2 protein-coding genes are annotated in these 24,227 nt (G+C 75.6%); both read left to right on the top strand.

From position 1 onward, the window contains the following. Positions 1-35 precede the first annotated feature (35 nt). The gene (locus HUT10_RS09640) at positions 36-1,241 is read left to right on the top strand and encodes a hypothetical protein (protein ID WP_176170865.1); all 1,206 of its coding nucleotides are present in this window, start codon (positions 36-38) and stop codon (positions 1,239-1,241) included. Then, positions 1,166-23,155 (top strand): hypothetical protein, encoded by a 21,990-nt coding sequence (locus HUT10_RS09635; protein WP_176170864.1) that lies wholly within the window; start codon positions 1,166-1,168, stop codon positions 23,153-23,155. Before HUT10_RS09640 ends, HUT10_RS09635 begins: the two co-directional genes overlap by 76 nt. Positions 23,156-24,227: the final 1,072 nt, after the last annotated feature.

Below are 24,227 nucleotides of genomic sequence, written 5' to 3'. Positions count from 1 at the left end.
CCGGTTGGACCGAGCCGGGTTCTTACGAGCTGCCGGTGCCCGAAGATGCGCCGGCGCGGCTCGGGCTGACCCGGGCGGAGCATCTGGCCGGGCCCGGCCAGGCTGGTACTCCGCTGCCGGACGGCGGTCAGGCCGACCGGGGCGCCGGCTCGGGTGCGGTGCCGGTGGCGCAGGGGACCGCCGGACCGGCCCCCGTGGCCGAAGCGGAAACCGGGGCGGCGGATAGGCACCCGGTGGTCGAGGAGCTGCGGACGTGGCGGCCGGCGGATTGGAGCGGGTCGCAGACGTGGCTGGACCGGCTGCGCGAGCTGCGGGACCGGCTGCCGGCGGAGTACGAGGTGCCGGAAGCGGGGAAAAAGCCGTCGGGCGCCACAGCCGCGTTGCTGAAGTCGTGGGTCGTGGGCATGGAGGGGGTGACGAACCCGAGAACCGGCCGCGCCGTCGCCGGCCAGGTGGTGGCCGGCCTGGCCGGCCCCGGAATGGTCGCCCGGAGACTCCTGGGGGAGTGGCGGCGGGAACACAAGGCGCGGACGGCACCGGGGAGCGCGGCCGCCGCGACGGCGCACGAACCGTTGTGGCGAGGCGACTTCGCCGGCGGGCCCGGGTTCGACGTGGTTCCGGCCGCCTTGCGGGACCTGCGTACCGGAGCGGCCGTGGACATCGTGACCGAGCACGAAGAGCGGCGAGCGGACGGGCGCGAGGACGCGGACCTGCGGCTCGTGCTGTACGTGGAGTCCTCGAGTTTCACGAAGAATCGCGAGGGCCAGTTCGAAAGGCTCGACGAGGCGCACGCGCAGGTCCTGGAAGTGCTCAGGCAAGCCGGGGCGACGGCGGGACAGGAACCGAAGGTCAGCCCGGTCGCGATGGTCAAGGCGAGCGGCCGGGCGCAGCTGGAGCTGCTGCGGGTACCGGACGGCGGTGGCCGGCCGGCGGCCCACTACCGCGGGCTGGCGGTGCTGGACGTGGCGTTCATGGGGCGCTTCAGCGACCTGCCCCTCGCGCACGCGGACCGGGTTGTGGCGTGGGTGGAGGGACAGGCGCGGCAGGCGCTGGAGGAGGGGCGGCCGATGCGTCCCGTGCGGTTCACGCTTCCTCCCATGCGCGACGAGCCCGACGGCGCCCGAGGCCGGCGTGAGGCGCAGTTCGCCGCCCTGGTCGAGCGGGGGTGGCCAACGCCCTCGGCGAACGGGGACAGGAGGGGCACCCGGTGCCCGGCCTCGCCGGCTTCGCGCCGGCGGTGAAGGTGCGGTACGAGGGCAAGCTGCAGTCTGCGGACCTGCCGGTCCGGGTCAGTTCCGAGCCGGAGGCCGGGCCCCTGCCGGACGGCTATCCCGCTGTCGTCGAGCGGATGTGGTCGATCACCTTCGCCAGCGGCCGGGCGGGCGTCCTGGCCGAGGACCGGGCGGCGCTGGCCGAGCAGTTCGAGCGGCTGGTGGTGTTGTTCCTGCGCCGGCACCGCCTCGGCCTGCGTCCACTGGACGTCCGCGTCACCCAGGCGTTCTTCGGCAGGGTCGTCAGACTGGACGGTGCCGACGCTTCGGTGGGTGCGGCCGCGCGCGAGCTTTTCGCCCGGGCGCTCGAGGCGGCGCAGCCGGGTCGCCCGGACCAGCTGACTCCGGCGGACCTGGGCCAGGAATTCCCCGTGGGAATCCGGAACATTCACACCATGCGGGCCAAGGACCCCACGGTGCCCGAGGGTTACTGGCTGACTGTGCACCCCGACCCGCGGCCCGGCTGGACGGCGGCGGACTACCGCGACGCCCGGGAGCTGGCGGGGTTGCCGTTCGTGCCGGGGCGGCCCGCGCTCGTCGACGCCGCGGGGTGGGAGCTGCGGCAGGTCGTGGCGGGTGCGGTGGCGCGCGCGGTCGACCGGGCCGGGGCCGACGCCGGCAAGACGGCCGAAGTCGAGCGGATCACCCTGCACTTGGAACGGCAGGTCGGTGAGTCGGAGCAGACGAACCGGAAGCGGGTGGCCGCGCTGCCGTCGCTGGTCGACGCGCTGGTGAGCGCCGCTCTGGCCGCGCACCGCGGGCCGGACGGGATGCTCGCCGGCGGGGTGCGGGTCACCCCGCCGCCGGTGGCGGTCGAGATCGGGAAGAGCGGGCCGGGGCCGACGGTGTTGCGGGTCACGGTGGGCCAGGAGGCCGTCGGACGCGATGCCGGCCGGCCGAAGCCGGCCGCTCCGCGGGAGGAGCGGCCGTGGCCGCTGCGGGGCGAGCCGGGGCAACCGGGCCTACAGTGGCGGGGAACTCGCGGGGGCGGCCAACGCGGGATGAATCCGGCGAGCCTGCAGACCCTGTGGTCCTGGGCCGAGGCCGTGGTTCCGGTGCTGCGGGCCCGGGCGGAAGCCGGTATCGAACCGCCCGAGCTGCAGTTCGTGAGCTACGTGCCGACGCCTCGCGCGCCGGAAACGCGGGTCCAGGCGGAGAAGACCGCGCGGAAGCTGGTGCTGGACACGCTGTCGCGGGCGCTGGGAGAGGACGGTCTGCGTCGCCCGGTGGGCTATCCCGACCCGGCCGTGTCGGTGGTGCTGCGCCACCGGCATCCCACGACCCGGGGGTTCGAGCTGTGGCTGCTCCCCGGTCCTGACTGGACGATGGCGGGCTACCGCGCCGCGGGCGCGCTCGACGTGGTGTTCTCCGCCGGCGCGGCGAAGCCGGACCCCGTTGTCGAGCAGCGGCTGCGGTGGATGATCGCCGGCGCGGCCGAGCGGGCGGCGGCCGCGGGCGTCGACCGGTTCCCGGTGGAGGTGGAGCTGCTCGCCGGCCCGGGCGAGGAGGAACTGGGCCAGACGGGACTGCGTGAGCTGGAGTCGCTGATCCACGACACCGTCGGGGACGCCGCGGGTGACGCCGTCATCGCGGAGCTGAGGGCATCCCGCGTGACGCCGGAACCGGCGTGGCCGCAGGGGATGATTGCCGGCCGGGTGGTGGTCGGGGATGGCAATCCCGCGCCGACCGGTCCGGGGATCGCGCCGGCCCGGCCGGTGCGGCTGGTGGTGCCGTCGTGGTCGGGCGAGCTGGGGATCGATCCGCTGCCGAAACCGCGTGGCGGGAAGACGGCGGTCGGCCGCGACGGTGACGAAGCGCCGCCGGCGCGGGTCACGCTCGACGTGACGGGGCAGCGGGGGCTGGAGGAGTTCGCGCAACGGCTCGCGGAGCAGTGGCGACGGCTCCCCGCGGACACCGCGATGCCCGACATCCGGCTCCGGATCGAGCTGCCGCAGGGCGACGCCAAGTACCGGGATGCGGTGCTGGACCACGTCTCGACCGCGCTGCGCGGGCTGCTGCGACGGCACGGAGCCGATGCTCGCGGCTGGGTGTTCGAGGAGCTGGTCGTCCGGGCACCGGGGATCGAGACGCAGGTGTCGCTCTCGGTGACCCCCGCGGCGCTCACGACCGAAGCCCGGGTGCGCGAGACTTCCTTCTGGGAGGGCGGCTTCCTGGGCCGCAGCGCCGCCACGGTGGCGGGGGGCGGGCGCCCGGAGGGCAGCGAGCTGTCCGCGGCGATGCGGCAGCAGCTGGCCTGGCGGGTGCAGGGATTCGCCGCCAGGGCGCTGGCTTCCGGGGGCGCCGGGCTCGTGCTGGAACTGGGGTTCATCGCGTTCAATGCGGGGCACGGGCGGGTTCGGCAGGCGGTCCTCGAGCCGCTGGTGCGGCGGGCCCTCGACGGCGTGCCGGAGGTCGGCGCGCGGCCGGGCGGGGTGGCCGCGTTCCTCCGCGACCGGGTCCGGTACCGGGCGGTCTCGAGCAAGCTGCCGTGGGTGCCCGGTGTGGATCTGCGGGTCGTGGAGAGCGCGGAGGGAAGCACCGCGGAGACCGAGCCGGGCACTCTGGACGCGCCGTCGCCGTCGCCGTCGTTGTTGCCGGTGCCGGACGCGGCCGTACCGGGCGTCGTGGAGGAGGGCGGGACGAGCGCGGTCACGCCCGTGGGCGAAAGCGGGCCGGCCGCTGTCGTGGCCGGAGGAGACGACTTCGCCGCGTTCCTGCGGGATTACCAGGGTGACCTCGGGGAACCCGACGGTGGTTTCCGCGACTTCCTGCTCGACGAGGAGCCTTTCGGTACCGGGTTCGCCGGGGACGGTGCGCCGGCGCTGACCGGCGATGAGTTCCTCCGCAATCTCGAGGTGATGGCCGGGAACACGGCCGGGTTCGGTGTCGACGACTTCTTCGCGGCCGCTTTCGGTGACCAGGGTGTGTCGTTCGAGGTGGGTGGTTCGGGGGAGATTTCGCCGGGCCGGGCGGAAAGCGCCGAGCGGGCGCGGGCGCGGGTTCGGGCGTTGTCGCGACCGGTGCAGGAGGGGGACGGTTCGGGTCGTGTGCGGGTCGGGGTGGTGCTCGGGGATCCCGCGTTACCGGTGGCGCAGGCGGCCGGGTGGCTGCCGGCCGAGGCCGGGGTGTTCGGTGTGGTGTTGGTGGATCACACCGAGCGTCGGGCGCAGCGGGTGGCCGACGTGTTGGTGGACGCGGGGTGGGACGGGACGGACGCGCTGCGGCTGTACGCATGCGACGTCGATGGTTTGGCCGTGTTGGCCGATGGTCTCAGCCGGTTGGCGGGGGTGCCGGTGGCCCGGCCGATCGGTTTGTTGTGGCTGGGTGCCGATGAGGTGGGTCCGGCGGTGCGGGTCGGTGGGTTCTCCGCGGATGGTCGTCCGCTGCTCGACCCGGCCGGTTCGGGCGCTGGGTGGGTGTGGCATCACCCGCCGGAGGCGCTGCACCCGGCTGGTTGGACCGAGCCGGGTTCTTACGAGCTGCCGGTGCCCGGCGATGCGCCGGCGAGGCTCGGGCTGACCCGGGCGGAGCATCTGGCCGGGCCCGGCCAGGCTGGTACTTCGCTGCCGGATGCCGACCGCCGCTCCGGCGGCACGGCGGCGCCGGAACGGCCGGACGCGGGCGGCACCACCGAGGGGCGCTCGCCGGAGCCGGCCGGGCACGGCACCGCGCCGGCCGACGCCGTCAGTGTCGTGGACACCGGATCGACGGTGTCCGATTCGGGTGGCTCGTCCGCCGGTGCAGGGCACCGGGCGTCCCCGGCCCGCCGGCACGGCCGGGCGGGCTCGGAGTCCCTGCCGCCCCCGGCCGACGGGCTCCGGCTGCGCCGGTCGCGGGCGCTGTCGGACGCCTCGGCGTGGTCCCAGGAGACGGCGGCGAACACCGGGGCGGGAGCGGCGGACGCCACGGTCCTGGACGGGCTGGAGCGCGCGGAACGGGCCCGGCTGGACCATCCCGTGGTGCTGGGGGAACCGGACTTCGCGCGGCTGCGGGAAGCGGTGCTGGTCCAGCTGGCCCAGGTGGGGGAGCGGCGCGAGGACTGGCAGTCCTGGGTGGCCGGGTCGTTCCCCGACGAGGTGCTGCGGCAGCTGGACCGGACGCTGGAGACGATCCACGACGCCGACCGTGACGTCGAGATCGAGATCCAGGCGGTGCGCATCGGCGCGCCGATGGACGAGGTCCGGGGCGTCGGGGAGATCGGCCACGAGTACCGGGGCGAGCGGCGGTTGAGCGAAGTTCAGGCCGAGTCGACGCGGACCCCGCTGAACCCGACCAAGCAGAGCATCCCGGCGGGGCCGGTCACGGTCGGGGTGGAGCTGAAGGACCCCGGCGTGACGTCGGCCAGGCGCATGCGGGCCGGCAGCGAGGTCGGTTCGACGACCGAAGTGCGCGAGCGCGGCGAGCTGTCGCGGTCGGACCACGTGGTGGTGCACCGGGTGCTGGTGCGTCCCCGGCCGGGCCGGATGCGGCACCGGAACCGGCCCGGCGTGGTGCGGGAGGTGCCCGTGCCGATGCGGCTGGAGTGGCCGCACCACGACGCGGCGGCCGGGGCGAGCGGGCGGATGGTGCCGCTGGCCTACCCGCAGGCGCCCCGGTCGGCGAGCCCGCAGCAGCTGACGGCGATGTTCGAAGCCTTCCGTCGGGCCCGTAAGGCGATCGGGTCGGTCCGGTTCACCGGCTTGGCCGGGTTGTACGACCGGCTCGTCGAGGAGCTGCAGCTCGACCGGGCCGGTGAGGTGGCCACGGACCTGGACCGCTGGCTGGACCGGATCGGCCCGGAGCACGGGGTCGAGCTGTTCACCGGCGGGGTCGCGCGGCGGACCTTCCAGCTGCCGGGGCACCGGCGGCCGGTGGAGATCATGCTGGCCCGCCGGCTCGATCCGGACGCGGTGGCGGAGTTCGTGGGCCGGACCGAGCTGAGCGTGGGCCGGCGGCGGCGGGCCAGCAGCAGCCACGGCGTGGAGCACCGCGAAACCCAGGGCTGGGGCGGGGAGCTCTCGGTCGGGCTGGGCGAGGACCTGCTCGGGCTGGCCGGCGGGAAGCTGTCGGTCGGGATGTCCTACGGGCGGCAGGCCGAGCACGCCGAGCAGCACCTCGGCGAGGTCGTGAACGAGGCGACCGAGCGCACGAGCGGGGAGGTGGAGAAGTACGGCGTCCCGTTCACGTTCGTCGTGTCGGCGGCCGAAGTCGACCAGTCCGCCTACCGCGAGCAGGAAAGCCGGCGGCGGAAGCTGTGGCACCGGCACGAGTCCCCGCGGGTGGCGTTCACCTTCGCCGCCGGCGCCCGGCTGGTGCTGGCCGAGCGGACCGACCCGGACACCGACCGGTCCGCGAGCTCCGGCAGCCGCCCGGATTCCGGCTCCCGCGGGCCGGCCGGGCTGCCCCGCGAGCACGTGCTCGACTCCGTGCGCAGCGCGTGGCGGCTGACCGAGAACACGCTGGTCGACCTGGCCGGGCGCCTCGCGCGCCGTCTGGTGCTCGACGAGGTCGTCCCCGAGACGGCGGCGCAGCGGGTCCGGGACCAGCTGATCGAATTCCTCGACGACCGCCACACCCGCGCCCTGCTCGACGGCGGGGACGGCGTCCGGTTCCCGCTCGACGGGGCCGAGAAGGACCTGTTCCTGGTCGGGGAACTGGATCCGGAGCGCGGCCAGTACCTCGGGCCGGTCCCGAGCAAGGACCTGACCGGGACGATCACCGCCCGCGACGAGAAGCGGGTGGAGCAGCGCCGGCGGCGGGAGAAGAAGCTCGGCGTGTCGGTCGAAGGCGAGGCCGGGCCGGTGTCCCTCTCGGGTGCTCTCGCCCTGGCCGAGAAGAAGAACCGCGGCGGGCTCGTCTCGCGCGCCGTGCAGCGGGAACAGGCCTGGAGCGGCGACGCCGACATCCACCAGTTCACCTACCCCGTCGTCATCCAGGCTCGCCTGGGCACCGACCGCGCCCACCTCGACCCGCCCCTGCGGTGGCGTACCGAAACCCCGGCCGGCGCCGAACCGGAGTACCGGGCCGGGGTGAGCGGACGCCTCGGGATCAAGATCGCGGCCCGGACCGGGCTGGGCGCCGAGCCCGACCCGGCGCCCGTGGCCGAGGAGACCGGGTGGCTGGACGCGGACTCGGTGGGCGCGGGGCTGATCCCGTCGATGCGGCCCGGCACCCTGCCGGTCGACTACGACCTGGACGCGGTCGCGCCGGTGCGCGGGCTGCAGGCCGCGGTCACGGAGCTGCTGCGGGTCCCGGCCGCCGAAGGCACTCCGGCCACGCTCTCGGCGGTGGCGAAGCGGCTGCTGCTGGGCGCGCCTTCGGCGCCGCTGGGAGACCGCGGCGAGGACGCGGAGAACGCGTCGGCTTCGCAGGAGGCTCTGGAGACGTGGGCGGGCTGGACCAGCCGCCAGGGCCGGCTCGGGCTCGCGGCCGGGCCGTCGGACGTGCTGACCCTGGAGAGCTACAACGCGGGCAGCGACGTCGGGCTGGGCGGCCGGGACCTGACCGGCACGGCGGCGTTGTCCACCGTCTACGGCAACCCCCGGATCGTGGACCGCGACCTGGACCACGCCTTCGGGGCCGCCGAAAGCACCCAGACGGTGCTCACCAACGACAGCGGCAAGCAGCTCGGCGTACCGGCGTCCTTCGGGGTGTCCGCGTCGGCCGGTGACGCCTTCACCGGCGGCGGCGAGGTGTCGGCCGGGTACCACCGCGGCCCGGTCGCGAACGAGATCGACGTCGTGAGCACCCGCGACGAGCACCGGCGCGTCGAACGCGCGTACCTGGTGGAGTTCGACGCGCGGCACCTGCTGGGGACCTCGGTGCACGAGCGCCTCACCGGCCCGCTCGGCGGCCGGCACGACCGGCCGGCCGTCACCGGCGAGCGGGTGAAGTTCGTCCCCCGCGCCGTCCGGGTCTGGGTTCCGGCGAGTGAGCTGCCGTCGATCGGGGAGCTGTCGCCGCACGACGTGCGGAAGAACCTCTTCCCCGAAGACCGGCCGCTTTCGGCCCCGGTCACGCCCGCCGCGCAGCCGGCCGGCGGGTCGGAACTGGGCCGCTACGAGCCCGCGCGGCCGGACCTGGTGACCGAACTGGTCGACGGGCTGCGGTCGCGGCTGCGGGACTGGGAAAAAACCATCGCCGACCAGGACGTCGCTGCGGACTACGCGGTGCTGCACGACGCGATGGCGCGCGCGTTCGGCGACCGCCTGCTGCTGGGCGGGTTCGACGGCACCCTGCGCAACATGCTCAACGGCGGTGAGGAGCTGTTCGCCGCGCGGACCGGGAAGTCCGGCAAGCTGGAGCAGCTCGTCGTGCTCAAGGCCGAGCGGACCACCACCCGGCCGCGAGGCGGCACGCGGCACACGCACCGCTCGACGGTCACCACCAACCGGCTGGTGCGGAACGGGGTCGTCTCGACGGTGAGCTACGGCTTCACCGGCAAGGGCACCCCCACCATCCCGACCCCCGGCTTCTGGGGCGCGGGGTTCCTGCTCGGCGGCGCGGTCGACCCCACGGTCACCGCCGAAGGCAGCCGCACGAAGCGCGGTGGCCCGGTGCGGACCGAAAAGCACACCACGGTGTACCTGCACACCGGCCGGTCGGACCGGCACGAGCACGGGCTGAAGGTCGGCATCCTCCTGCGGCCCTGGGCGCGGTCCGGGGTGTACCGGCGGCGGATCCCGCTGCTGCGGCAGGCCCCGGTCACCGGCCTGGAAACCCTGCCCGGGCTCGACGTGGCGACGGCCGTCCGCTCGACGGTCCCGGCCCTGCCCGCCGGCGGCAGTGCCCTGGACCGGCAGCCCGGCTCGCTGCGGGAGCACTGGCGTCGTCAGGGCAGCACGCCCGGAATCCCCGAGGACGCCGTCGTTTCGGCGTGGCCCTTCCCCGCTCCCAGGCTGCAGAACCAGCTGATGACGCTGCTCGGCAGGCTCAACGCCCGCCGCGGGTACGGCCTGCTGGCCGGCAGCCGCGCCGACCGGCTCAGCTCCCACTTCGCCGCGGCGCTCACCGAAACCGGGCACGGCGTGTCGGTGGACAGCAAGGGCGTGTCGGTGGACAGCAAGACGGTGGCCAGTGTCGCGATCACCTTCGACCTCACCGACCGGGAACTGGTGGGCATCATCCCCGGCGCCACGGTGGCGAGCCACCACGAGTCGGGCGAGGAGGCCGATACCGCCGTCGCCACCTCGGGCAAGTTCACCGCCACCCCGCTCGGCGGCCTGCCCGCCACGTTCGCCGGCGACCTCGCCACCTACACGAAGGAGAAGACCGGGGAGCTGCCCGCGGACGAAGCGGACCGCACCGACGTCGCGGGGCCGGAGCAGAACCGGCGGGTCTACCTCGTCCGGGCCACCCTCAACCCCACGATCACCCTGCACGCCCACGACGGCACCGCTTCCGCGCCCGTGCACCTCGGCCCCGACGGGACCGTCAGCCTCCGCGTCGACGAGGCCGGGGCCCGGGCGCTCGGGCTCGATCCCGCGGCGGCGCGTCCCGCGACCGCCACGGGCCCGGCGCCCGCCGCCGGGCCCGCTCGGCCGGGCTCGGCCCCGGCGACGTCCCGCGGCCCGGCGCGCCCCGACCCGGCCACCGCCCTCGTCCGGCCCCTCGGCCTCGGCCGCCCGGCCGCCCGGGCCCGGGTGGGCGCGATCCTCGGCGACCCCGCTTCGAAGGTGGGCCGGGCGGCGAGCTGGCTGCCGGCCGAGCGGGGCGTCCTGGGTCTCGTCCTGCTCGAGCACACGCTGCGGGACGTCCCCACGGCCGTGGCGGCGCTGCGGGCGGCGAACTGGAACGGCCTCGACCGGATCCGGCTCTACGCCTGCAACGTCAACGACCTCGACGGCCTGGGCACCGCGCTGCACGAGGCGGTGGGCGTCGACGTCGCGTGGCCGAAGGGGCTGCTGTGGCTGGGCATCGACACGCCGGGAACCGCGGTCCGCGTCGGGGACACGGAGTTCACCGCCGACGGCCGGCCGCGGTTCCGCGAGCAGCCGGACGGCTGGCGCCGCGCGGCGAAGAGCCGCAGGTTCGGCAGGCGGAACCGGTTCCCGCACTACACCGAGCCCGTGCCCGCCGACGCGCCGCCCGCGCTGGGACTCGCCGAGCCGGAGCACCTCGCCCCGCCGTTCCCGGTCAACGCGGCCGTGGAGCAGCTGCGGGACTGGCGCCCCGCGGACTGGGACGGGCCGGGGACGTGGCGGGACGAGCTCGAACGGCGGCAGGGTGAGCTGCCGCCGGGGTACGTCGTGCCGGAGGCGGGCAAGAGCGCCACGGGAGCGACGGCGAAACTGGCGAAGGCCTGGGCGGCCGGGATGGAGGGCGTCCAGGATCCCCGGACCGGGGCCGCCGTCACGGCTCCGGCGGTGGCGGACCTGGCGGGTGGCGTGTTCAGCCGCCAGATGCCGAGGCGCTGGTGGCAGGAGGCCAGGGGCGCCGCGGCGCCCGCCGCCACCGCGGTCGCCGGCACCGAAGTGCTGTGGCAGGCCGGGTTCCCCCATCACCGCAACTTCGTCGCGGCACCGGATCTCGACGGGCTGCGGAGCACGGCGGCGGACGTCGTGGCGCGCGCACAGCGGCGGTCGGACAGCTGGCTCGAAGGCGAGGACCTGCGTCTCGTCCTGCACGTCGCCAGCGGGGTCAAGGCCGAGACGGTCGAGGCGAAACTGGCCGAATCGCACGCGCAGGTGACCGCGGTGCTGGCGGAGAGCGCGGCCGAAGCCGGAACCGTGTCGTCGAAGGTGAGCCGGGAGCTGGTGACGCACAAGGGCGGCGCGGCGCGGGTGGAACTGGTCCGGTTCGCCGACGGGGGTGGGCTCCCGGTCGAGCACTACCGGGCGGCGACGTCGCTGGACGTGCAGTTCACGGGCCGGGCCGGGGAACTGCCGGTCGCGCACGCGGACCGGGTGCAGTGGCTGGTGGCCGGGGAAGCGTGGCGTGCGGCCACGGAGGGCCGGCCGATGCAGCCGATCGTGTTCGTGCTCAACCCCCTGGCCGGCGAGCCCACCGGAATCCGGGAACGGCACCGGGCGGGATTCGAAGCGCTCGTCGAGACGGCCGTGCGCGACACCCTGCTGCTGCACGAGGCCGCCGGCCTCCCCCCGTTCGGGCGGGAAGACCTTTCCCCCCGGGTGGACGTCCGGTACCGGGGCAAGTTCCTGACGTCCGCCGTTCCCGTGCGGGTTTCGGTCGGTGAGCCGCCGGAAGAGCCGGCTGCCGCACCCGAACGGGAACCGGAGGCGGGCTCGTCCACCGGTGGCGCGGCCGCGCGTCCGGATTCGTCCCGGCCGCGCCCGGCCCAGCCCCGGCCGCGCCCGGGCACCAGGACGATCGTGTCGGAAGACGTCGCCCGGCAGGAACCGGGCCGGCCCGGGCTGCAGTGGCGCACGAAGATCACCCGCGGCAACAACCCGGCGGACACCGCCGACCTGGCGGTCCTGCACGGCTGGGCCACGGCCATGCGGCCGCTCATGCGGGCCCGCGCGGAATCGGCGATCGAACCGCACGACATCTTCATCCTCTACCGGTCGGGGGCTTCGAGGAGCGCCGAGGAACGCGCGTCGCTGGAAAAGCGGGCGCGGCAGCGGGTGCTGGCGGCGCTGAAGGCCGTCGGCGCTCCGGCGGTCGAAATCCCGGTGGTGGTCCGGAAGGGGCGCTCGACCGCGCTCGTCGGGATGGACGTGTGGCTGCGGGACGATCCCGCTCTGCCGATCCGGGCCTACCGGACGGCCGGCGCGCTGGACGCGGTGTTCGAGCCGGACGCCGAAGAGCTGCCGGTCGCGGTGCGGCGCCGGGTGTCGTGGCTGCTGGAAGGGTCGGCGGCCCGGGCGGCCGCCGACGGCGTGGACCGGATCACGGTGTCGGTCGACCTGCTGCACGGGCCGGGGGAGGACATCTTCGGCGGTGGCCGGCTCGGCCACCTGCGCGCCCTGGCGGAAGAGGTCGTCGAGCGGGCGTCGGACGGCGCGGTGAGCGTCCGGCTGCAGGCGGAAGCGGCGGAAGAGCCGGTGTGGCTGCGGGGCATGGCGGTCGCCCGGATCGTGGTGGGCGACGGGGAACCCGTGGGTGACGCGTCCGCCGCACCCGCGCGGCTGGTGCTGCCGACGTGGCGGAGCGGGCTGGCGGCTTCCGAGGGGCGCGGAACGGCACGCGCCGCGTTCGCCCTCGACGAGGCGGGCGAGCGGGAGCTGGTCGGGTTCGCCGAGCGGCTCGCCGGCCAGTGGCAGGCGCTGCCGGCCGGGACCCAGGCACCGGACGTCCTGATCCGCGTGAGCGTGCCCACCGGCAAGGACACCGACGGCGTGGCGGACCGCGTGACCGAGGTGCTGCGCGAAGCGCTGGAGGAGCGTGGCGCGGACGCCCGCGACTGGACGCCTTCCCGGCTCGTCCACCGGGCCACCGCACCGGAAGCGCAGGTGCAGGTGACCGCGTTGCCGACGCCGCTCATGACGGAGGCGAAGGCGCGCGCGGCCACCACCTGGCAGGGCGGGTTCAACAGCTGGACCCCGCTGTCCCCCGGCGCGGTCTCCCGGGCGGAGATCAACCGCCTGTCCGCGGTGATGCGCCAGCAGGTTTCGTGGCGACTTCGGGGATTCGTCGAACGCGCGCTCGCGGCCGGCCGGGCAGGGGACGGGCCGTTCCTGTTGATCCGGTATGTCGGGTTGAACGCCCAGCAGGCATCGCTGCGGCGCGCCCACCTGACGGAGCTGATCGAGTCCGTGCTCCGCGACGTGCCGGAGCTGAGCGCCCGGCCCGGCGGGGTGCCCCGGTTCGTCGAAGACCACCTCCGGTACCGCGACGTCATCAGTTCGGTGCCGTGGGCTCCCGGCGTCGAACTGCGCTTGGACGAGGTGACCACGGACCCCGGCACGGACCGCGACCCCGCCCGCACCGAGCCCGCGGACGCCGAGCACGACGACTTCGCCGAATTCCTCCGGGACTACCAGGAGATCCTCGGCATCGACGACTTCGGCCTGGGCGACCTCCTCGCCGCAGACGGCCCGGAGGCGGGCCTGCCGGGCGACGACGACCACACGGCCGCGACCGGGAGCCACCCGGCCGGCCCGGCGGCCGATTCCGCCACGCCGGTGAACGAAGCCGAGAAACGCCTCGAATCGTGGCGGCCGTGGACGTCGGAGTCGGCGACGTGGCGCGAGGAGTGGGAACGGCTGCACGCGCAGCAGCTGCTGCCCTCGGGGTACCCGGCGCCGGAGCCGGGCGACCGGCCGAAGGGACCGGCCTCGGCCGTGTTCCGCAGGTGGGGTCTGGGCATGCTGGGGCAGCAGCTGGCCGGCCGGCCCGCGTTCACCGCGGTCGAGATCGTGCAGCTGGCCGGTCCGGCCATGGTCAACAAGCGGACCGTGTACGACTGGAAGAAGCTGCTCCCCGCGGACGACACCGGGGCCGGTGCGGACGAGTCCGTGGCCGGTGGGCTGGTGTCGTGGCGGCCGTGGGCGTCGGAGTCGCCGACGTGGCTGGCGGAGCTGGAATCGTTGCGGGAGCGGGGGTTGTTGCCGTCGGCGTACACGGCGCCGGCGGAGGGCGAGCGGGTGCCGGAGCCCGTGGCGAAGCTGCTGCGGTTCTGGTTGCTGGGGATGCAGGACGTCGTCAAGCCGGACTCCAGCCGCGTCACCGCGGCGGAAACCCTGCGGTGGGCGGGAATCCCGTTCGAGCCGGCCCACCTGCGCGCCATGTGGGGATGGGTCAGGCAGCGCGAGCATCAGTCGCCGGTTCCGGGGTCCCGTACCGCCATACCGCCGGCCGTGTCGTCGGCGCTCGATTCGTGGCGGCCGTGGACGTCGGACTCGGCGACCTGGCGCGAGGAGTGGGCGCGGCTGCACGACCAGGGGCTTCTGCAGGAGGATCGGCCGGTACCGGGAGCGTGGCCGCAGGGCGCGATCCGAGGCGTGTTCCGGAACTGGGCACGGGGCATGCTGGGGGAGAAGCTGGCCGGCCGGCCCGCGTTCACCCCGGGCGAGATCGCGAGACTGGCCGGTCCGACCACGATCACCAAGCGAACCCTGCAGATTTGGAAGAAGTCGCTTCCGGCGAACGAACCCGCTTCGAACCCGAATGCCGCCGAAGCCCAGCTCGAATCGTGGCGGCCGTGGACATCGGGGTCGGAGACGTGGCTGGCGGAGCTCGATTCGTTGCGGCGGCAGGGGTTGCTGTCACCGGCGTTCGCGGCGCCGGCGGAAGGGGAGCCGGTCTCGGGGCACACGGCGAAGCTGCTGAGGTTCTGGCTGCTCGGAATGTGGGGCGTGGCGGCGCCGGACGGGTCCACCGTCACCGCGGCGGACGTCGCGCACTGGTCCGGGGAAAGCTCGATCCGGCCCGACCGGGTGCGCCGGATGTGGCACGTGGTGAGTCAGCGGGAGATCGCCGACCAAGTACGGCGGCAACCGCCGACGCCGGCCGGGGACGTCCCCGGCTCCCCGGCGGAACCCGGGCACCCGGAAGCCGACGACGAGCTGACCGAGCTGCTCGACACCATCTTCCAGGGCGAAGAGGCCGGGCAACCGGAGGAGGCCACCGAGGAAGGCTTCGACCCTTGGCCGGACTTCGACGCGGCGGACCTCGACACGGTGGACTTCGGTGCGTGGCCCGACCTCCCGCAGGACGATCCCGGGTTCGGCGAGCTGCTGGCCGAGCTGGGGCTTTCCGCGGACCCGGCCCCCGGCTGGGGCGCCTCTCCGGACGTCGAAGCCCTCGCCGGGCCGTCCGGGGTGCCCGCCGGCCGCAGCCGGCAGGCCGAGGAGGCTCGCGCCCACCGGCGGCGTCAGTCGCGAGCGGAGCGGACCGCCTCCCCGGACTTCGTTCCCCTGCCGTCCCCCGCGGGTCCGCCAACCGGGCCCGTGGCCGGAACGTCCGCGACGTCCCGGCGGGACGCGGACCCGTCGGCCGACGAGACCTGGCGGCACAGCGAGGCGCCGTCGGCCGGGTGGTTCGACCCGCCGGCCGACCCCCTCCGGCCGGCGGAGTGGGAGCACCTCCGCCCCGGCGCGGAAGTCCGCACGGTCGACACCGAGCTGGCGGACCCGAAGGTGCGGGCGGACCTGGCGGACGGGCCCCGGCTGCGCCTGGACCGGTACCCGCACCTGGTGCGCTACGACGTGCGCCGGATGGAGGTGCGTCCGGGCCGGTTCGTGCAGGAGTACACCGTGCAGCTGCGGCCGGACGCGGCCGCGGTGACCGACGCCGAGCGGCGCGCCGTCGAGGAGCAGGTGCGGGCCGGGCTGACCGACGTGGGGAGCAACCGCGGGGTCCGGCTGCCCAGTGGGGACCAGCTGCACGTGCGCGTCGAGTTCGTCGGCGCGGACGAGCCCGCACACGCCGGCGTCGTCCTGCTCGGGGCCGAGGACCCCCGCGAGAGCCACCAGCTCCGGTGGAACGTCCGCGACGGGCGAGCGCTCGCGCACGAGGTGCTGCACTTCCTGGGCCTGGTGGACGAGAACCTGGACGCCGGCCGCGTCTTCCTGCGCGACACCGGGCGCAGCCGGGTCGCCGCCGACGACGGGCCAATGGCGACGGCGATCCACACGGGTGCGGCGTTCAAGCCGCGGCACGCGTGGCTGCTGGAGCGCACGATGACCGGCCAGCTGGGTCCGGTCGCCGGGTGGAACCCGATGCCCGCGCGGACGGCGCTGCCGGACCTGACCGAGGCGGACGCCCCGCGGCACCTCGAACCCGCGGCGCCGGACGACGGCGGGTTCGTGCCGATGCCGGCGGCCCCGGAGCAAGTCACCGTGCCCTTCGGCAAGGGCGTGAAGACGCCGTCGCCGGCCGACCGCGACGTCGTCACCGACCTCGGCCGGCGGCTGCTGGCCGACCGGCTCGACCAGTTCCGGCAGGGACGCCCCCGCACGCCGGTCCGGATCACCGGCTACGGCAACTCGTTGCTGGCCGCGCACGAGTCGGGGCTGGCACGAGCCACCGCGGTGCGGGACGTCCTGCTGTCCGGGATGGCGGCCGAGCACCGGGAACGGTCCGCGAACGGCGAGATCCTGCCGCCACTGACCGAGCTGACGACGGAGGTGGAAGCCGTTTCGGGCGGCCGGTCGGGCGGCAGCGCGCCGGGCCGCCGGGCCGAGATCGAGCTGTCCCACCGCCCGACGGACCGGCGGGTGTACGAAGCGGCGCCGGCCGCGGCCGAGCCGATCGGCTACCACGCCGACGGCGTGCCCGGCGGGGTGAGCTCGGACCCCGACGCCCGGCTCGGCATCGAGGTCGAGGCGCAGCTGCCCGACGCCGGCTTCCGGCAGCGGGTCAAGGAGATCAACGCGGCCGTCCGCCGCCTGGACCTGATCAGCCCGGACGACTCCAGCTCACTGATGGACCCGGACGACGTCCCACTGACCGGCCGGTGGCACCTCCTCTCGGAGGAAGCACACGAGAACGGGATCGAGTTCGTTTCCCCGGTGCTCGAGGCGCGGCTCGGGCCGTGGCGGCAGGTCGCCGAAGCGACCGGCGTGCTGCGCCGTCACGGCGCGACCGCCGAAGCCACCGGCGGGCACGTGAACGTCAGCTTCGCCGGGCACACGCCCCCGGCCGCGTACGCCCGGCTCGCGCAGCTGGTCAAGGCCTTCGAGGCCACGCTGTTCCGGCTCGGCAACCCGGTGCGGTCGGACCGCCAGCGCAACCTGTGGGCGGTGGGGCCGAACCCATGGCCGCTGGCCCCCGGCGCGGTGCGCACGGCGGCCGACGTCCGGCTGCTGAGCCTGGGCAAGTACGACGCGGTCAACTTCCAGCACGTGCACGGCGACGATGCGACCGACCGCGTCGAGTTCCGGTTCTGGAGCGGCAGCCTCGACCCGGCGGTGTGGCAGGTCCGCGCCGAACTGAGCCTGGCCATGCTGCGCGCGGCGGCCGACCCGGCCAAGGCCGGCCGGATCGCCGACGCCCTGCGGCGCGCCGACCTGCTGTGGCGCCCGGACGCCGCCCCGCTGGACGAGGAGCAGCGGTGGGCGCGGTTCCAGGAGCTGCTGCACCTGCTGGAGCCGAGTCCGGCCGCGCGCGACCAGGTCGTCCAGCTGTACGCCGCGACGCGGCCGTGGCAGCCGACCGGCTACACCGACGACCGCAAGCGGCTGTCCACCGTCGCGGCGCCGGGCAACGGCCTCGTCTTCCCGGCGCCCGGGGACAGCGCGGCGTCCGCGGTGCGCGTCGCCGAATTGCTGCCGCGGTACCCCGGGGTCCAGGTCGTCAAGGTGACGCTGACGCCCGACGGCCGGCACGTGCGGCTGTGGGACGGCGGCACCCGCACCTTCCGCGAATACGCGCAGCTGCTGCACCTGCGCTACCGGGACGTCGCCGAGCACCTCAAGTTCGTCCTCCTCGCCGACGGCGCGGCCACCCCGGCCGCCGACCCGGAGCCGGGGGAGCGCACGCTCGCCGGAACCATCTCGGAGCACAGCCGGGCGCAGGTGCTGGCCCCGGCCGGCGGGGCCACGCTGTCCGCCCGTGGTCGGGTACGGGCGCAGTCGGTCGCCTTCGGCGCCCGAGGGGTGCCTTCGCCGGCCTCCGCGAGCGGAGCCGGGTGGGTGCTCTACCACGAGGGCACCGAGCGAAGCCGGGTGGCCGCGGCGGACCTCGACGAGGCGGTCGAGGCCGCGGGGCTGACCGACCGCGTGCCGACCCGGCGCCGACCCCGCCCGGTGCCCGGCGGCTTCGCCCCGGCGCGGAGGACCACTTCCGGCCTCACGGCCGTGACGCCGATCCGCGCCGGCGTGGTGCCCGGCAGCCTGGCCTCGGCGCGGGAGACCGCTTCCGGTCTCGCGGACGGCCCGGCCGTGACGCCGATCCGCGCCGCCGTGGTGCCCGGCGGCCTGGCCCCCGGCCTCCCGGACGCCCCGGCCGTGACGTCGATCGGCGCCGGCGTGGTGCCCGGCGGCCCCGCCTCGGCGTGGGGGACCACCTCCCGTCTCCCGGCCGGCCCGGCCGTGACGCCGACCCGCGCCGGTGTGACGGCCGGTGATCTCGCCCCGGTCCGGGGAACCACCTCCCACCTCCCGGGCGGCGTGGCCGTGACGCCGATCCGGGCCGGCGTGGTGCTCGGTGATCCCGGCTCGGCGTGGGGCCGCGCGGCCCGGTGGCTGTCGCGGGAGGACGGCGTCTTCGCCCTGGTGCTCGCCGGCCACGGGCTGCGGGACGTGGCCGCGGCGCGCGAGGCCCTGCGGCGCGGTGGCTGGGAGCGGCCCGGTCCGGTCCGGCTCTACGCCTGCAACGTCGACGGGCTGGCGCGGTTCACCCTCGACCTGGCCGACGCCCTGCGCCAGGTCGTGTACCGGCCGGCCAAGCTGCTGTGGGCCGGGGTCGAGGAACCGGGTCCGGCCGTGCGGGTCGGCGATCTGGGCTTCGCCCGTGACGGCAGCCCCCGCTTCGTCCCCGCCGACGGTGAGCCCTGGGTGCGGCAGCACCCGGGCGGCCGGACCGAACCCGCCACCTACGACCTGCCCGTGCCCGACGACGCCCCCGCCCGCCTCGGGCTCGACGCGCCGGAGCACCTGGCCCCGCCGCGCGAAGTGCCGTCCCCCGAGCCGGCGGCCAAGCGGGCCAGGTACACCACGGCCAGCGAGGCGTTCGAGCCGACCGGGAGCACGGTGGGTGCGCTGGCGTTCGCGGCCGGACCCGGGGAATCGGCGCGGTGGCGGGAGGTCTACGAAAACCTGCCGGCGCGCGAAGACGGCTCGCCGCTGTACGTGTTCGTGACCGCCCGAGACGGCGGGTTCGACGTCGACGGCCGGCTGCTCGACGGGGCCGCCCTCGCGGCCGTGGTCAAGAACAGCCCGGCGTACCGGCGGGCCCGGCACGCGAACCCGGATTTCCCGGTCAGCGTCGTGCTCGCCGGACCGGAGCGGCCCGTCGCCGCCTTGCGTGAGTTCGCCGAGGCACTGCGGGGCCGCGGACCGTACCGCGAAGTCGACGTCGCCGACCGGTTCGTGAACGGGGAACCGGGTCACGGGCCGTTCTCCCGCCTCTCCCGGCTGCACCTGGCCGACGTGTACTGGCTGCCGCTGACCGACGCGCACGAGCGGGACCACGGCCTCGGCTTCCCCGCCAGCCGGTGGGCCGGGAAGCTGGCGCAGAAGGCCGTCCGGGAGGCCACCGACCACGCCCAGCGGGTGCTCGCCCTCGAGCCCGGCCACGACGCGGACGACTCCGCTTCGGACGACTCCGCTTCCGACGGCGGCGACGAGCACCGGACCGAAGTCGTCGCGTCCTGGGCGGCGACCGGCCCCGGGCGGGCACGCCCGTTCCACCTGCTGCTCGACAGCCGGTCGGGCGGCTACCTCATCGGGTTGGCCGAGCGCCACGCCCGGGTGCGGGTGAGCCCGGCCGAGCTGGCCCGGCTGATCCGGGAAACGCCGGTCTTCCGGCGGATCAGCGCCGCCCCGGTCCGCCGCCCGCTCGTGCTCGCCACCGCCGGACCGGCGGAGACCCCGGCCGCCGACCCGAACGACGCGCTGCTGGCGGAGCTGACGGCGGCGACGGGGCCCTGGCCGGCGTACACGTTCACCGGCCCGGTGGGGATCGACCAGGACCACGGGTTCCTCACCCTGCCCGCCGGGAGCGCCTTCCGCGAGGTGCCGATGCCGGTCGAGGGCTTCGACCCCGCCTTCTTCGGTTCGGTGTTCGGCTTCCTCGCGGGCGAGGACCGCGCTCGCTCGTTCGGGCCGGTGTGGGCCTTCGGGCAGCTCGCCGACGCCGGCGCGGCCCCCGTTCCCGGGCCGTGGGGACCGCGCCGCCCGGTGTTCGTCGTGCTGGACGGTGCGGCGGACCACGCGAAGCTGGGCCTGGCCGACGGACCGGACGTGGAGCTGACGGGAAGCGCGCTCGGGCGGTTGCTGCTGTCCGTGCCCGAGTTCCGCGAAGTGCTGGAGAACGCGCCGGACCGGCCGATCGTGCTGGTGTCCGCCGCCGGTGGCGCCCGGGTCAACTTCGGCGGGCTCGGCTTCGACTTCGCGGGTGCGCTGCGGGCCGCCGGGTTCTTCCCGGACGTCTTCGCCCCGACGAAGGGGGTCCGGGCCGGCGGGACCGGGCTCACGCTCGAACCGGGATCGGCGTTCGTGCCGGTGTCCCGCTGGCGCGCGGGCGACCTGAAGACCGTCTCGTTGAGCAATCCCGAAGGTTCGCTCTCGCTCCGGCTCGTGCGGACGGCGGGCGACGACGAGCTGGTCGCGGACCTGCGCAACTGGCTCGCCCGGGTCACCGCCGAGACGTTCGCGGAGTTCTTCGACCGCGACGGCACACGCCAGGCCGTGCCCTGGGACCCCGGGCACCCGCCGGTGCTCGTCGTCGCGACGAGCCCGGCTCCGGGCCGGTACTCGGGCGTGCGCGGCGACGACGTGCACGTCCTGCTCGACGAGCTGTGGCTGAGCGAGGTACTGCGCGACGACGAGGATCTGCGGACCATGGCCGGCGACCGGCCCGACGTGCCGTTCCTGGTGCTCGGGCTGGGTGCCGGCACCTCGTCCCTGGCGGCGTTCTCCGCCGGCCTGCTGCCGGGCGGGTACGCCCGCCCCCTGTTCCGGCCGCTCGGCCCGGTCTCGTTCTCGGCCTCGGGCACGCTGCGAGTCGACGGCCCGGGCTTCGCGCCCGTCGACCCGGCCGAGCCCGGACCCGGTGACCTGCTGAGCTACCCGCACGTGTCGCTCGACGGCGTCGTGCACGGTCAGTTCTTCCCCTCCCAGGCCTTCGACGCGGCGAGCGAAGCGCTGCACGGGTTGCGGTACGCGAGCACGGAGAAGGCGACCTACGGCCGGCAGCTGTCCGGTGGCGTGGTGCAGGCCCGCCTGCCGTGGGCCGGGTTCGGCGGCACGCCGTGGCGCGTCGACGGGCACGGCGGCCGCGACGGGCTCGTCTTCGCCATGCTGACCGGCCGGCCGCACGTCGCCGGGGACAAGCTGACGTGGGACGAGGACCGGGCGGCCCGCGCGATCTACGCCAGTGAGATCTTCGCGCGGGCCGGCGGCGCGGGCGGGCTGGTCCTGCTCGGCCACTGCGAGGTCGACGGACAGCGCCCCGGGCGGGCCACGGTGGGCCTCGGCATCAAGACGGCGTGGGAGCGCGACTTCCGGCCCGTCGCGCTGTTCGGCGCCGACCAGCCGGTGCATGTCGACGCGGGCGGCACGGTCACCGTGACCGGCGGCGGCTACCTCCGCGAGATCGCCCCGCCCGTCGATCTGTCCGATGTGGACATGGTGCCGCTCGCGCACGGCGCGGGCGGGACAGCCGGCGTCTTCTTCCCCCGGCCCGGCGGCGACGAGGCGGAGATCGTCCGGGGCGCGTTCGAGCGTGGCGCGGGTGACCCGGACGCCTACACCATGGCCCTCCACCACGGCGAGGACGGCTTCTCCGTGTGGCGCCGGTCCGACCGCACCCGGGTCCGGCTCGACGAGCACGGCGTCCTGCGGCTGCTGGTCGCCGCCGGGCTGCCGGGCGGGCAAGCGTGGCGGACGCGGCCGAAGCTGGTGTTCCTGGCCTGCGCCGTGGGCGACCCGGCGCTGAGCGGCCGGCTGGCCGGCCTGCGCACCCTGCTGCGCGAGCACCGCTACCGCGGCCGCGTGGCCGGGCCGGGCACCCGGATCGAGGTGTTCGAAGACGGCGAGGTCCGGCCCGCGGGCACCCGCGCCGACGGGGCGCCGGTGCGGTCGGTCGAGCTGGCCGGCGACCGGCCGTCCGAGCCGGTGCGGGAGTGGACCGGCCGGTTCGACCGGAACCGGCGGCTGCCCGCCGAAGACGAGGCCGCGCTGGCCGAGCGCGTCCGCGTCCTCGCCGAGCAGCTGCTCCGGCTCGCCCGCGAAGGCCGGGAGGGCCTCGACCTCCGCCTGACCGGCTACGTCGGCTCCCTGTGGGAGCGGGAAGCGGTAGCCGAACTGGCGGCCCGCATCCGCCACGCGATCGACGAAGAGCTGCGGGCCCGGCAGGACGGCGAGCCGCAGCACACGGCCGACAGCACCGCACTGACGGTCACCGAGGCGACCTTCTCGGTCGGCACCAACCGCCGGGTCGAACTGTGGGTCCACCCCGGGCCCGGGCGCCGGATCGGAAGTTACCGGGCGGCGGAGACCCTGGACGTCGACTTCGCCCACCGGTCCGCCGAGCTGCCCGCCGCGCACGCGAACCGGGTGCGGTGGGCGGTGCAGGGCGCGGCGGTCCGGGCGATCCGGGCCGGGCTCCGCCGGCTGCCGCCGATGCAAGTGGCCGTCCGCGGCCAGGTGAACGAGGTGGCGGCCGCGCACGGCGACCGCGAAGCCGGGTTCACCGCCCTGGTCCGGCAGGCGCTCACCGAGACCCTGGCCGAAGGCTCGGCCCGGGGCATGGGGAACCTGCCGACCGTCGAGGAGCTGATGCCCGAACTGCACGTCACCGCCGAAGGCGACTACGCGTTCCGGGCGGGGCAGGCTTCGGCGACGGTGACCTTGCCGTCGATCCCGTCGCCGGATCCCGGGCCGCGGCCGGGATCCGGCGACGCGGCGATGTCCGACGCGGGTTCCGCTCCCGAGCCCGAGCTGATCCCGTTGCCCGCGGCCACGGGGGCCGCCCGGCGCGGCGTCGGGGGCACCGTGGCGCGGACGGATCCGGTCGAACTCCGGTGGACGGTCGACCTCCCGAGGACGGCCCGCTGCGGCTGGCGCCGGAGGACCAGGCGTCGCTCGGCGCGCTCGTCGACCTCGTCGCCCGCAACACCGCCCTCCTGCTGGCGAACGACGGGGACCTGCCGGACGTCCGGTTCGGGCTCTTCGACACCGCGGCCCGGCGCCAGGAACACGGGCCCGCCTTGTTCGCGATGCTCGACGACGAGTTCCGGTCCGGTCTCGAAGACCGGGACGTGGCCGCGCCGGAGCCGGCCTTCGACCACGTCGAAGACGGCAGGCAGGGACGGGGCGCCGGCCGCCTCGAAGTGACCGTCCACCGATCGCCGCACCCGACGCGGCACGCCTACCGGGCCGCTCGCAGCTTCAACGCGGCCTACAGCTCCCGCGCGACCGCCCTGCCGCACGCCGCGCGCCGCCGCCTCGCCCTGATGCTGGCGGGCCTGGTCGAGCGGATCCGCGATGCCGACGGCACCGGCGACCAGCCGCGCCTGCTGCTCGACCTGCGGTCCGCGGCCGGGCCGGTGCCGGCCCGGACCGAAGAGCTCACCGCCGAGGTGAACGCGGTGGTGCGGGCGCTGCTCGGCCCGGACTCGGTGCTGACGGCGGAACAGGTGATCCGCGGCCACATCGAATTCCGCCACCAGCCGTCCATCAAGCACGCCGAGCTGTTCGCCGACATCACCGGGCCCGACCACGAGCTGGACCGCACGCCGCCGGAACCGGGTGGGCACGTCCGGTGGACCGGTGATGGGGCTTCGCCCGCGCCGGCTCCCGTCCGGCGGCAGGCTCCCGTCCGGCGGGCTCCGGAGACCGGCCCGGAGCTCGAGCTCCCGCCGGCCGACACGCTGACGCGGGCCGACGCCGCCCGCGTCATGCGGCGCAACGACCCGGTGCTCGACCAGTGGACGGCCACGCTGGAGCCCGGAGAAGAGCTGTCCGGCGCGGCCCGGGCGGACTTGGACCGCTTCGCGGACGGTTTCGCCCGCGAAGTCGCCGAGCGCGCGGCGCGCGGGGAACAGCTGCCCGACATCCGGCTGGCCGTGCGCGAGAGCCGCCGGTCCGGGCACCGGACGTTGACCGACCAGCACCGCCGGCTGCGCGACGTGCTGATCGCCGCGGTCGCCGCCCACGGCGCCGTGCCGCCGGAGCTGGAGTTCACCCTGACCACCGAGCAGCTCCCGGCCAACGGGGCGCCGGTCATCCTGCGGGCGGCCGTGCACGAGACGCCTCCGCTCACGGCGGCGAACCACCGCGCGGCGCGGCAGCTCACGGCGTTCTTCCTGCCCCAGCTGCCCCTTCTGTCGCAGGCCGCTCGCCGGCGGGTGGTGTGGCTGGTGCAGGGTTTCGTGACGCAGCTGCTGGCCGAACCGGATCGCGAGCG

The sequence above is a fragment of the Amycolatopsis sp. Hca4 genome, from assembly GCF_013364075.1.
Taxonomy (GTDB): domain Bacteria; phylum Actinomycetota; class Actinomycetes; order Mycobacteriales; family Pseudonocardiaceae; genus Amycolatopsis.
This window is presented reverse-complemented; position numbering and strand designations above follow the sequence as displayed.